Raw genomic sequence first — 13,485 nt, forward strand, 5'->3', positions numbered from 1 at the left:
ACCGCTTACGCCGGGCGGGTTCGCTCGCCCGGGCTGTTTATTTCCTTGCATGCGGACGTTCACTACCATGCTGATTGATCAGAAAATACCTCTAGGCCAGTACATCGCAGGCTTCGTTGAATGGTTGACGCAACACGGCGCCAACACCTTCGACGCCATCGCCGTGTCACTGGAAACGATGATCCACGGCGTGACTTTCGCGCTGACCTGGTTCAACCCGCTGGCATTGATCGGCCTCATCGCGCTACTGGCACACTTCATTCAACGAAAGTGGGGGCTGACCGTTTTCGTCATCGCTTCCTTCCTGCTGATCCTCAACCTGGGGTACTGGCAGGAAACCATGGAAACCCTCGCCCAGGTGCTCTTCGCGACCCTGGTCTGCGTGGTCATCGGCGTGCCGTTGGGCATCGTCGCCGCGCACAAACCGATGTTCTACACACTGATGCGTCCGGTGCTCGATCTGATGCAGACCGTGCCGACCTTCGTGTACCTCATTCCTACCCTGACCCTCTTCGGTCTGGGTGTGGTCCCGGGCCTGATCTCCACGGTAGTGTTCGCGATTGCCGCGCCTATCCGCCTGACCTACCTGGGTATCCGCGATGTTCCCGCAGAATTGATGGACGCCGGCAAAGCCTTCGGCTGCTCGCGCCGTCAACTGCTCGCACGCATCGAATTGCCCTACGCCATGCCAAGCATCGCGGCCGGCATCACCCAGTGCATCATGCTGTCGCTGTCGATGGTGGTGATCGCGGCACTGGTGGGCGCCGACGGCCTGGGCAAACCCGTGGTCAACGCACTGAACACTGCTGATATCGCCCTGGGCTTCGAAGCCGGCCTGGCGATCGTATTGCTGGCGATCATGCTCGACCGTATCTGCAAACAACCCGACGCTAAAGTAGGGGGTGACGCATGAGCATTATTCGCTTCGAAGACGTCGACGTAATCTTTTCCAAAGACCCGCGCGAGGCGCTCAAGCTTCTCGACCAGGGCATGACCCGCGACCAGATCCTGAAAAAGACCGGGCAGATTGTGGGCGTTGAAAAAGCCAGCCTGGACGTCGAAAAAGGTGAAATCTGCGTATTGATGGGTTTGTCCGGCTCCGGCAAATCCAGCCTGCTGCGCTGCATCAACGGCCTCAACACCGTCAGCCGCGGCAAGCTGTTCGTCGAGCACGAAGGCAGGCAGATCGATATCGCGTCCTGCACCCCGGCAGAGCTGAAAATGATGCGCACCAAGCGCATTGCGATGGTGTTCCAGAAATTCGCCCTGATGCCTTGGCTGACGGTGCGCGAGAACATCAGTTTCGGTCTGGAAATGCAGGGTCGCCCGGAAAAGGAACGGCGCAAGCTGGTGGACGACAAGCTTGAGCTGGTGGGCCTGACCCAGTGGCGCAACAAGAAGCCTGACGAACTCTCCGGCGGTATGCAGCAACGTGTGGGCCTGGCCCGTGCACTGGCGATGGACGCCGACATTCTGCTGATGGACGAACCGTTCTCGGCACTCGACCCGCTGATCCGCCAAGGCCTGCAAGACGAACTGCTGGAACTGCAAAGCAAGTTGAACAAAACCATCGTGTTCGTAAGCCACGACCTCGATGAAGCCCTGAAGCTCGGCAGCCGTATCGCGATCATGAAAGACGGCCGGATCGTGCAGTACAGCAAGCCTGAAGAAATCGTGCTGAACCCGGCAGACGACTACGTGCGGACCTTCGTCGCGCACACCAACCCGCTGAACGTTCTGTGCGGTCGCAGCCTGATGCGCACCCTGGACAACTGCAAACGCATCAACGGTTCGGTGTGCCTCGATCCGGGCGGCGATTCGTGGCTGGACCTGGCCGAAGGCAACACCATCAAAGGCGCCCGCCAGAACGGTGCGAGCCTGGACCTGCAGAACTGGATTCCAGGGCAAGCGGTTGAGGGCTTGGGTCGTCGACCAACGCTGGTGGACTCCAACATCGGCATGCGCGATGCGCTGCAGATTCGTTATCAGACGGGCAACAAGCTGGTGCTGCACGACAACAACAAGGTTGTGGGAATTCTGGGCGACAGCGAGCTGTACCACGCGCTGCTCGGCAAGAACCTGGGGTAAGGCAGCAGACACAAAAACGCCGCGAGAGGATCGCGGCGTTTTTGTTTATGGGATATCGGGTGATGCAGCGTTGCAGTTGCAACCCCCATCGCCAGCAGGCTGGCTCCCACATTGGAATGCATTCTCTTGTGGGAGCCAGCCTGCTGGCGATGAAGCCGACGCGGTGCTTCAGAGCGAAACACCGCGTCCTTGATTACTTAGCTATAGACCCGGCCAAGGAGCTGCCGATGGCTTTCAAACTGATCGAGCACGTCACGGGTGATCTGATCCTGAGTGAAGCCCATCAAGTCGTAATCCTGGCTGCCGTTGTGCAGGTAAACCTCGGCGCGGTAGTAGCGCGCACGCGGTTCATCAGCGCTTTCAGCCGAGACCGTATCGCTCGCCGCCGCCAGATAGCCATCCAGGCTCACTTCGTAGACAAAAGGGTTGCCCTCTTCCATCTCGATGCGCACACCCATGCAACGCTTGGATTTACCCAGCAACGTTTGCACTTCCAGGCCTTGACCGCGCAATTGCACCGCCGCCTCTTCCAGCGCCGGGCTGACTTGCTTGTCCATGAAGCGCTGAACGATCGACTGGTTCGGTTGCAGGTCCAGCTGCGTCAGACGCTCGCTGAAACCACGACGACCGCGGGCTGCGAGCTCCGCTTGCTCTTGTTCGATCTGCACGTCCTGGCGCATGGCCTTGTGCAAGCCGAACATGAAGAACACCAGCACCACCGAGAACGGCAGACCGGCCAGCACCACCATGGTTTGCATGGCTTCGAAGTTACCGGCGAACAGCAGGCCGATGGTCACCAGCGTAATCACCGCCGACCAAAAGATCCGCAGCCAGTGCGGGGCGTCTTCGTCAACATTGCCGCCCTTGCAGGAAAGGTTGGCCATCATCACCGCGCCAGAATCCGCCGGGGTCAGGAACAGCACGAAACCGACGAAGATCGACACGCCGATCACAATCTTCGACGCCGGGTAATGCTCAAGCAGCTGATAAATCGCCATCGACGGCTGTTCCAGCGCCGTCTTCCCGAGCTCCACCGCCCCATGGTTCATCACCAGGTCCAGGGCCGAGTTACCGAAGATCGACAGCCACGCCAGAGTGAAACCCAGCGGGATCAGCAGCACGCCGGCCACCAGTTCGCGCACCGTGCGACCACGGGAAATACGCGCGATAAACATGCCGACGAATGGGGCCCAGGAAATCCACCAGGCCCAGTAGAACAAGGTCCACAGGCCCATCCAGCGCTCGCTCTTCTCGCCACTGCCTTCGTACACATAGAGGTCGAAGGTTTTCAGTACGATACCGTTGAGGTAGTCACCGATGTTCTGCACGAAGCCGTTGAGCAGGTGCAACGTCGGGCCGAACAGCAGCACGAAAATCAGCAGGCCGCTGAACAGCACGATGTTCAGGTTGGACAGACGACGAATGCCGTTTTCCACGCCGGACACGGCGGCGATGGTCGCCACGGTGCTCATCACAATGATCACGATCAGCAGGTTGGTGTTGTTGTGTTCCATGCCGAACAGGTTTTCAAGGCCCGACGACACTTGCAGCGATCCAATCCCCAGGTTCGTCACCAGACCCAGCAGGGTCACGAACATGCCGAAACCGTCCACCGCGTGACCGGCCGCGCCTTTGACCCAGCGCTCGCCCACCAGCGGATACAGCGCCGAACGCAACGCCAACGGCTGGTTATGACGGTAGGCAAAATACGCCACCGCCAGGCCGACCAAGGCGTAGATCGCCCAGCCATGCAGGCCCCAATGCAGGAACGTCAGCTGTACAGCCTGACGGGCGGCCATATTGCTGCCGGCCACGCCTTCCGGCGGATTGAAGTAGTGGTCCAGCGGCTCGGAAGCACCGAAGTACAGCAGCGAAATGCCGATACCCGACGAGAACAGCATCCCCGCCCAGGCGCCGTAGCTGAAGTCCGGGGTGTCGTCCTTGCTGCCCAGCTTGAGTTTGCCGTAGGACGAAAACGCCAGGCCGACGACGAATACCAGATAGGCAGCGATCACTACCATGTAGTACCAGCCGAAGCTGCGGGACAACCAGGCCTGGGCGATACCGAGCAATCTGCCGGCCTCTTGCGGGGCGATGATCAGAATGGCGGTCAACAACAGAATCAACGCGGTAGAGGTGTAGAACACCCAACCGTTGACCGTCACCTTCTGGGGTGGGGTCTTTATAAGAGAGGCAGAACTCATGGCACAGATGCTCCAGGCAGTGCGAGAGAAGAACACAAGGCAACGCGTTACCCGACTAATCGGTTAGTTGGCAGCCGACCGACGGGTGATATAAAGAGACCCCGAAAAAAGCCCGAAGCCCGGGAGCGCCAGTGCGCGTGGGTTTCGAGCGTTTTCGGATGTCGTTTTTCCGCCCACTACACGTAGGAAAAACCTGTAGGCAGCGACGATTTGTCGCAGATCTTATTCTTTGTTGATTGAACGTTCAATCAAAACAAAATAGACTGGCCTTCAATCCGATAGACGTTTGACGTCCACCGGAAGGCCTAAGGAGATGTGCAAGATGCCCAAGGTCGGTATGCAACCCATCCGCCGCCAGCAGTTGATCGAAGCCACATTGCAGGCGGTCGATCAGGTCGGAATGGGGGACGCCAGCATTGCGCTGATCGCCCGTTTGGCCGGTGTCTCGAATGGCATCATCAGTCACTATTTTCAGGACAAGAACGGCCTGATTGCTGCCACGGCGCAGTATCTGATGAGTGTCCTCAGCGAGAACGTCACCGCGCGCCGTCAGGCGCTGGAGGACAGCAGCCCGCGGGCGCACCTCCAGGTGATCATCGAAGGCAACTTCGACGCCAGCCAGGTCAATGGCCCGGCAATGAAAACCTGGCTGGCCTTCTGGGCCACCAGCATGCACCACCCGTCTTTGCACAGGTTGCAGCGGATCAACGATCACCGCCTGTATTCCAACCTGTGCTGCCAGTTCCGCCGTGTACTGCCGCTGGATGATGCACGCAGCGCAGCACGAGGCCTGGCAGCCCTCATCGACGGTTTGTGGTTGCGCGGAGCCCTGTCGGGAGATGCTTTCGACACTGAGCAAGCGCACCAGATCGCTTACGAATACATGGATTTCCAACTGGCCAAGCAGGTGAGTTAGAGCACACATAACCGCTCAACCCCTGAACTGCTACTGATCGGTGTTGCCACACCTATATGGCTTCACCGCAGTGGTCAACGCCAACCACTTATGCACTTGCGAGGACTTTATGGCCCGTTTCGAACTGCAAAAACTCTACATCGATGGCGGCTACAGCGACGCCAGCAGCGACGCCACTTTCGAAGCCATCAACCCGGCTAACGGAGAAGTCCTCGCAAAAGTACAGCGTGCGACCAAAGAAGACGTCGAACGCGCTGTGGTCAGCGCCGAAAAGGGCCAGAAAATCTGGGCCGCGATGACCGCCATGGAGCGTTCGCGCATCCTGCGTCGTGCCGTGGACATCCTGCGCGAGCGCAACGATGAACTGGCAGCCCTGGAAACCCTGGACACCGGCAAGTCGTTCTCCGAAACCAAGTATGTCGACATCGTCACCGGTGCTGACGTGCTGGAATACTACGCAGGCCTGGTGCCCGCCATCGAAGGCGAGCAGATCCCGCTGCGTACCACGTCGTTCGTCTACACCCGTCGCGAGCCGCTGGGCGTCGTGGCCGGTATCGGCGCGTGGAACTACCCGATTCAGATCGCCCTGTGGAAATCCGCTCCTGCCTTGGCAGCCGGTAACGCGATGATCTTCAAGCCAAGCGAAGTCACTTCCCTGACCACGCTGAAACTGGCCGAGATCTACACCGAAGCAGGCCTGCCAGCCGGCGTGTTCAACGTCCTGACCGGCAGCGGCCGTGAAGTCGGCACCTGGTTGACCGAGCACCCGCGCATCGAAAAAATCTCCTTCACCGGCGGTACCGACACCGGCAAGAAGGTCATGGCCAGCGCTTCCGCTTCGTCGCTGAAAGACGTGACCATGGAACTGGGCGGCAAATCCCCGCTGATCATCTTCGACGACGCCGACCTCGATCGCGCCGCCGACACCGCGATGATGGCCAACTTCTATAGCTCCGGCCAGGTCTGCACCAACGGCACACGCGTGTTCGTACCGACTCACCTGAAAGCCGCTTTCGAAGCCAAGATCGCTGAGCGCGTTGCCCGTATCCGCATCGGCAACCCGGAAGACGAGAACACCAACTTCGGCCCGCTGGTCAGCTTCGCCCACATGGAAAGCGTGCTGGGTTACATCGCCAAAGGTAAGGAAGAAGGCGCTCGCGTGCTGTGCGGCGGCGGTCGTCTGACCGAAGGCGAATTCGCCAAAGGCGCGTTCGTGGCACCGACCGTGTTCACTGACTGCACCGACGAGATGACCATCGTTCGCGAAGAAATCTTCGGCCCGGTGATGGCGATCCTGACTTACGACACCGAAGAAGAAGTGATCCGTCGTGCCAACGACACCGACTTCGGCCTGGCTGCCGGTATCGTCACCAAGGACCTGAACCGCGCTCACCGCGTGATTCATCAACTGGAAGCCGGTATCTGCTGGATCAACGCCTGGGGCGAGTCCGACGCCAAGATGCCGGTCGGCGGCTACAAGCAGTCGGGCGTGGGCCGTGAGAACGGCATCAGCTCGCTGAACAACTTCACACGCATCAAATCGGTACAGGTCGAACTGGGCGATTACGCCTCGGTTTTCTGATCTGCGCGAAGTCTGGAGCGAACGCCATTGTGGCGAGGGGATTTATCCCCGTTGGGCCGCGCAGCGGCCCCTATCCAGACACCGCGACTCTTCAGATAGAACCAGTCGCTGAGTTTACGACTGCTGCGCAGCCGGACGGGGATAAATCCCCTCACCACAGGTTGCGCGGCGTCAAGGCGATCTGCGACCTGACCAACTTCAAAGAGGGTGCATTCAATGTCCCAAGAATTCGATTACATCATCATCGGTGCCGGCTCGGCCGGTAACACCCTGGCGACCCGTCTGACTGAAGACGAAGGCGTCACCGTCCTGCTGCTCGAAGCAGGCGGCCCGGACTACCGTCTGGACTTCCGCACGCAAATGCCAGCCGCCCTGGCGTTCCCGCTGCAAGGCCGTCGGTACAACTGGGCCTACGAAACCGATCCAGAGCCACACATGGACGGTCGCCGGATGGAATGCGGTCGCGGCAAGGGTCTGGGCGGTTCTTCGCTGATCAACGGCATGTGCTACATCCGTGGCAACGCGATGGACTACGACAACTGGGCCAAGCTTCCAGGCCTTGAAGACTGGGACTACCTGAACTGCCTGCCGTATTTCCGCAAGGCCGAAACCCGCGACATCGGCCCGAACGACTACCACGGTGGCGACGGTCCGGTCAGCGTGACCACGCCGAAAGCCGGCAACAACCCGCTCTTCCACGCGATGGTTGAAGCAGGCGTGCAAGCCGGTTATCCACGCACCGAAGACTTGAACGGTTACCAGCAAGAAGGCTTCGGCCCGATGGACCGTACCGTGACGCCGAACGGCCGTCGCGCCAGCACCGCTCGCGGTTACCTGGACGTCGCCAAGAAGCGTTCGACCCTGACCATCGTCACCCACGCGCTGACCGACAAGATCCTGTTCGAAGGCAAGCGTGCCGTTGGCGTGCGTTACCTGATCGGCGCCGCTGAAGAGCGCGTTGAAGCCCGTGCCCGCAAAGAAGTACTGCTGTGCTCCGGCGCCATCGCTTCGCCGCAGATTCTGCAACGCTCCGGCGTCGGCCCGGCTGAACTGCTGAACAAGCTCGACATCCCGGTGGTCCATGACCTGCCAGGCGTCGGCGAAAACCTGCAGGATCACCTCGAGCTGTACCTGCAATACGCCTGCACCCAACCGGTCTCGCTGTACCCGTCGCTGCTCTGGTACAACCAGCCGGCCATCGGTGCCGAATGGCTGTTCAACGGCACCGGCATCGGCGCCAGCAATCAGTTCGAAGCCGGCGGTTTCATCCGTACCCGCGAAGAGTTCGATTGGCCGAACATTCAGTACCACTTCCTGCCAGTTGCCATTAACTACAACGGCAGCAACGGCGTGAAAGAGCACGGTTTCCAGGCGCACATGGGTTCCATGCGTTCGCCGAGCCGCGGTCGCATCCAGGCCAAGTCCAAGGATCCGCGCGAGTACCCAAGCATCCTGTTCAACTACATGGCCACCGAGCAGGACTGGCAGGAATTCCGCGACGGCATCCGCCTGACCCGTGAAATCATGCAACAGCCTGCACTGGACGCTTTCCGTGGCCGCGAAATCAGCCCGGGCATCGACGTGCAAACCGATGAGCAGCTCGACAAGTTCATCCGCGAGCACGCCGAAACCGCGTTCCACCCGTCTTGCTCCTGCAAGATGGGCACCGACGACATGGCCGTGGTCGATGGCGAAGGTCGTGTACACGGCCTGCAAGCCCTGCGCGTGGTCGATGCCTCGATCATGCCGATCATCACCACCGGCAACCTGAACGCACCAACGATCATGATCGCCGAGAAAATCGCCGACAAGATCCGTGGTCGCCAGCCGTTGCCGCGCAGCAAGGCCGATTACTTCGTGGCCGGCGATGCGCCGGTGCGTGGCAAGCCGATGCGGGATGTGAGCCTTACCGCTCAGTAAGACCGTTACACCGCGTCACGGCCAATCGCGGGCAAGCCCGCTCCCACAGGTTTCGAGTAGGATTACATATTTGTGATTCACTCGCGATCAGTGTGGGAGCGGGCTTGCCCGCGATGGGGCCCGCCGCTACAACACATCTCTGCCTGACGCACCCTGGTAATCCCTTCCTACACCGCACCGCCCTTGATCCTACCCCCACGCAGGCCTAATCTAGCGCCACGCAAACGTTTCACCCCCCCTCGCAACATCGATACACCGCCACTCCAGACCAAGGAGGTTCCTGAATGTTCGATTTCCACCCCCAGCTCAAGCAGCGCTTCGCTGCCTTGCGCACGGGCGCTGAATTCTTTTCGCTGCGTTATGTGCGCGAGTCCGGCCAGTACCTGTCGGTGCGCAAGAATGTCGCCGAACCTCCAAGCCTGAGCCGTGACGAAGGCGCGATGCTGACCGTGCGCGTCAACGGCGTCGAAGCCTACGCCGCGACCAACGACCTGTCGCAACAAGGCCTGCAAGCGGCTCTTGAGCGCGCCGAGCAACAAGCCCGCCGACTCAAGCCCCACGCCCTGCTCGACCTGCGCGAGCAAGCCGTCTCCAGCGACCGCGCCGACTACTTTTCGCCGAACCTCGACCAGCCCTTCCCGTCCCTGAGCGATTGCTACCAACTGCTCGGCGCCGAATCCGCGTCCGTGCCCAAGGACGAGCGTCTGGTGAACTGGCAAGTGAGCATCGGTATCACCCATGTCGAGCAGATCTACCTCAACAGCGCCGGCGCGGAACTGCGTCAGGCCCAACGTTTTGTGTACCCGGGCCTCGATGTCACCGCCTACGACGGCAGCGACAGCCAGACCCGCAGCCTGGGCCGCGAGAACTTCGGCCAGCAAGGCAGTGCCGACGTCATCAGCCGCTGCGGCCTGGTCGGAGCGGGGCCGAAAGTCGCCGATCAGGCGCTGCAATTGCTGCTGGCGCCCAACACTCCGCAAGGCCCGCGCGATTTGCTGTTAATGCCCGACCAGATGATGCTGCAGATCCACGAATCCATAGGTCACCCGCTGGAGCTGGATCGCATCCTCGGCGATGAACGCAATTACGCCGGCACCAGTTTCGTCAAGGCAGAAGACTTCGGTCATCTGCAATACGGCTCGAAACTGCTGAACGTAACCTTCGATCCCGATATTCCCGAGCAACTCGCCAGCTACGGCCATGACGACGACGGCACGGCCGCGAGCAAGCAATTCCTGATCAAAGAAGGCCTGTTGCTGCGTCCATTGGGCGGTGCGCTGTCGCAATTCCGTGCCGGCATGGACGGCGTTGCCAACAGCCGCGCCTGTGGCTGGAACCGTCCACCGATCGACCGCATGGCCAACCTGAACATCGAGCCCGGCGATCAACCGCTGGAACAACTGATCGGCAATATCGAACACGGCATCATGATGTCGACCAACCGCTCGTGGTCCATCGACGATGCGCGCAACAAGTTCCAGTTCGGTTGCGAATGGGCGCAGTTGATCGAAAACGGCGAGCTCAAAGGCGTGGTGAAGAACCCGAATTACCGGGCGATTTCCGCGCACTTCTGGAAGAGCCTCAGCGCCGTCGGCGACGCCAGCACCTTCAAGGTCCTGGGCACGCCAAACTGCGGCAAGGGCGAACCGAATCAGGTGATTCGCGTCGGCCATGCCTCGCCGGCCTGCGTGTTCAGCAACGTAGATGTATTTGGGGGAGACGCCTGATGAGTACGTCAAACACTCAGGCCGAGTCGTTCAAAGCCTTGGTCAATTGGCTGCGCGATGCGATTCGCGAGCCGGAGCAATTCACCCTCAGCTACGCCGCCGAGTCCTCGGCCTTCGTGCGCTTCAATCACGGCAAGGTGCGCCAGGCTGGTCAGGTGCAGCAAGCGAGCGTCGGTTTCAAACTGATCAACGACGGTCGGCATGCCGACCTGAACATTACCCTTTCCGGTGATGCTGAAGTTGACCTTCAACGGCTGGCCGAAGGTCTGCAACAGTTGCGCGAAACCTTGCCGCTGCTGCCGCAGGATCCGTATTTGATGCTCAACCACAACGGCTGGCAGAGCAAGAACGTGCAGGCGCATCCGCTGCCGGACACCGAGCAAGTGGTAGCCGAAATCACTCAGGCGGCCGCAGGTCTGGATCTCGTGGGATTCTATGCCGCCGGGCCGATCAGTCGTGGCTTCGCCAGTTCTTCAGGCTCGTTTGGCTGGCATCAGGCCAACAGCTTCAACTTCGATTTCAGCCTGTTCCATGACAATGGCCAAGCGGTGAAAGCCAGCTACGCCGGGCACGACTGGAGCAGCGAAGGATTTGCCAGACGCTTTGCGCAGGCGCGCGAGCAGTTGGAATTCCTGGGCAAACCGCAACGCACCCTGGCGCCGGGTCAGTACCGCGCCTATCTGGCGCCGGCCGCCCTGGGGGAAATCATGGACATGCTGGGCTGGGGCGGTTTCTCGGCGCAGTCGATTGCCAGCAAACACAGCCCATTGCAGAAGCTTTATGCGGGCGACAGCTCGTTCAGCGCGCTGGTGTCGGTCGATGAAAAGGTCAGCGGTTCCTTGAGCCCGGCGTTCTCCGGCGAAGGTTATCCGCGCAGCGATCTCGGCTTGATCGTCGAAGGCAAGGCCGGCGCGCAGATGGTCAGTTCACGCAGCGCCGCCGAGTACGGCCTGACCGCCAACGGCGCCAGCGGTGGTGAAATGCCGAGTGCGGTGAACATGGCAGCCGGCACGTTGCCTGACGCAGAGATTCTCAAGCAACTGGGCACCGGTTTGTACATCAGCAACCTCTGGTACCTGAACTACTCGGATCAACCGGCGGCACGCCTGACCGGCATGACGCGGTTTGCGACGTTCTGGGTCGAGAACGGCGAGATTCAGGCGCCGGTGAGCACCATGCGCTTTGATGACAGTGCCTACAGCTTGCTCGGTTCGCAGCTGGAAGCGTTGACCGAAGAACGTGAGCTTATGTTGTCGGCCAGCACCTACAGCCAGCGGGCCACGGCCTCGGCGTTGTTGCCGGGCGCGCTTGTCAGCCGATTGACCTTAACTCTGTAAACACAAATCCCCTGTACACAGGGGATCCTGTGGCGAGGGGATTTATCCCCGTTGGGCTGCGCAGCGGCCCCAAATTGGTAAACGCGGTTTGACAGACAGACCGCATCAGCCGGATTTACGACTGCTGCGCAGCCGAACGGGGATAAATCCCCTCACCACAGAGTCAGTCCCGCCATGACTTTGCAGTAACTTCGACTCACAAGAGGTCCCATGCCCAACCGCCCGCCTCTCGACGCTGTCACCGCCCGCTGGGTGCCGTGGGTCGTCGCCATTGCTTTCTTCATGCAATCCCTCGACGGGACCATCCTCAACACCGCCCTGCCCGCCATGGCCCGCGACCTGGCCGAAGATCCGCTGCGCATGCAGGGCGTGATCATTGCCTACATGCTCACCGTCGCACTGCTAATCCCCGCCTCGGGCTGGATCGCCGACCGCTTCGGCACCAAGAAAATCTTCTTCGGCGCGATCCTGCTGTTCAGTCTCGGCTCATTGCTCTGTGCGTTGTCGAGCACCCTGAGCATGCTGATCGGCGCCCGGGTGATCCAGGGCCTGGGCGGTGCACTGATGCTGCCGGTCGGGCGATTGGTGGTGCTGCGCGCCTATCCGCGCTCGGAACTGGTGCGGATCATGGGCTTCATCACCATTCCCGGCCTGCTCGGCCCGTTGATCGGCCCGACCATGGGCGGCTGGATGGTCGAATACCTGACCTGGCACTGGATCTTCCTGATCAACTTGCCGGTGGGCGCCGTCGGTTGCTACGCCGTATGGAGGTTCATCCCCGACCTGCGTGGCAGCGAACGCACCCGCTTCGACAGCCTCGGCTTCTTGCTGTTTGGCGCAGCGATGGTGCTGATCACCATCGCCATGGAAGGCCTCGGCGAACTGCACCTGCCGCACCTGCGCGTGATGTTGCTGCTGTTCGGCGGCATGGCGTGTCTGGCGGCGTATTGGCTGCGCGCCGGGCACATCGATAATCCGCTGTTCGCGCCGTCGCTGTTCAAGACCCGGACGTTTGCCGTGGGCATCCTCGGCAATCTGTTCGCCCGCCTGGGCAGCGGCGCCCTGCCGTTCCTTGTGCCGTTGCTGCTGCAAGTGGCGCTGGGTTATTCGCCGTCCCAGGCCGGGATGAGCATGTTGCCGCTGGCCGCTGCGGCGATGGTCGCCAAGTCGGTGGCGCGGCCGCTGATCGAGCGTCTGGGCTATCGCATTGTGCTCACCGGCAACACCCTGGCGCTGGGGCTGATGCTGGCGAGCATGGGCCTGGTCAGCGAGCAGACGCCGTACTGGCTGCTATTGGTGATGCTGTCGATTCTGGGGGCGATCAACTCCTTGCAGTTCACCGCCATGAACACCGTAACCCTGATCGACCTCGACGACGCCAGCGCCAGCAGCGGCAACAGCCTGCTGTCGGTGGTCGCGCAATTATCCCTGAGCCTCGGTGTTGCCTGCGCCGGCGCCTTGCTCGGCGGCTTCACCGCGGAGATCGGCAACGACGGTGTGGACACGGTGCTGGGTGCGTTCCAGCTGACCTTTGTAACGGTCGGGATCATGGCGATGCTGGCCGCGACGATCTTCTCACAGCTTTCACCAAAGGATGGCCGACGGACAGTCAGCCGCGAGCACGATATAGAGCACTGACCTGTAGCAGCTGCCGAGGCACGAGGCTGCGTTGCGTGTCCGCAGGACCGCCCGGGGTCCTCGAGGGCCGCTT

At 60.9% G+C, this 13,485-nt stretch carries 9 protein-coding genes; 8 read left to right on the forward strand and 1 reads right to left on the reverse strand.

Annotated features, from left to right (window positions below; genetic code table 11):
• Positions 1 to 67: 67 nt before the first annotated feature.
• Together choW and choV are read left to right on the forward strand one after the other, a co-directional pair.
• Positions 68 to 913 (forward strand): choline ABC transporter permease subunit, encoded by an 846-nt coding sequence (choW, locus tag ACA060_RS26870; RefSeq protein ID WP_109635476.1) that lies wholly within the window; start codon positions 68 to 70, stop codon positions 911 to 913.
• Complete coding sequence (gene choV, locus ACA060_RS26875; RefSeq protein WP_109635477.1) at positions 910 to 2,088, forward strand: choline ABC transporter ATP-binding protein; 1,179 nt, start codon at positions 910 to 912, stop codon at positions 2,086 to 2,088. The genes choW and choV overlap by 4 nt, the downstream gene beginning before the upstream one ends.
• Before the next feature lie 197 nt (positions 2,089 to 2,285).
• Here the strand turns inward: choV and ACA060_RS26880 are convergent, their stop codons facing one another.
• Complete coding sequence (locus tag ACA060_RS26880) at positions 2,286 to 4,235, reverse strand: BCCT family transporter (RefSeq protein ID WP_497318360.1); 1,950 nt, start codon at positions 4,233 to 4,235, stop codon at positions 2,286 to 2,288.
• Positions 4,236 to 4,614: 379 nt separating this feature from the next.
• Between ACA060_RS26880 and betI the strand changes: the two genes are divergently transcribed.
• From betI to mdtD, 6 genes are all read left to right on the forward strand, one after another.
• Positions 4,615 to 5,208, forward strand: coding sequence for a transcriptional regulator BetI (betI, locus tag ACA060_RS26885; RefSeq protein WP_008151939.1), 594 nt, complete (start codon positions 4,615 to 4,617; stop codon positions 5,206 to 5,208).
• A gap of 109 nt (positions 5,209 to 5,317) precedes the next feature.
• On the forward strand, positions 5,318 to 6,790 hold the full coding sequence (gene betB, locus ACA060_RS26890; RefSeq protein WP_109635480.1) for a betaine-aldehyde dehydrogenase: 1,473 nt from the start codon (positions 5,318 to 5,320) through the stop codon (positions 6,788 to 6,790).
• Between the two features lie 216 nt (positions 6,791 to 7,006).
• Positions 7,007 to 8,710 carry a choline dehydrogenase gene (gene betA / locus ACA060_RS26895; RefSeq protein WP_497314187.1) on the forward strand — a complete coding sequence of 568 codons (1,704 nt, stop codon included), beginning with the start codon at positions 7,007 to 7,009 and terminating at the stop codon, positions 8,708 to 8,710.
• A 284-nt stretch (positions 8,711 to 8,994) separates the two neighbouring features.
• Positions 8,995 to 10,437 carry a TldD/PmbA family protein gene (locus ACA060_RS26900; protein ID WP_497314189.1) on the forward strand — a complete coding sequence of 481 codons (1,443 nt, stop codon included), beginning with the start codon at positions 8,995 to 8,997 and terminating at the stop codon, positions 10,435 to 10,437.
• A complete protein-coding gene (locus tag ACA060_RS26905) occupies positions 10,437 to 11,774 on the forward strand; it encodes a TldD/PmbA family protein (RefSeq protein WP_497314191.1) in 1,338 nt (445 codons plus the stop codon). Before ACA060_RS26900 ends, ACA060_RS26905 begins: the two co-directional genes overlap by 1 nt.
• Before the next feature lie 210 nt (positions 11,775 to 11,984).
• The gene (mdtD, locus tag ACA060_RS26910; RefSeq protein ID WP_497314193.1) at positions 11,985 to 13,412 is read left to right on the forward strand and encodes a multidrug transporter subunit MdtD; all 1,428 of its coding nucleotides are present in this window, start codon (positions 11,985 to 11,987) and stop codon (positions 13,410 to 13,412) included.
• Positions 13,413 to 13,485 lie beyond the last annotated feature (73 nt).

This window comes from Pseudomonas sp. LBUM1671, from assembly GCF_059695685.1.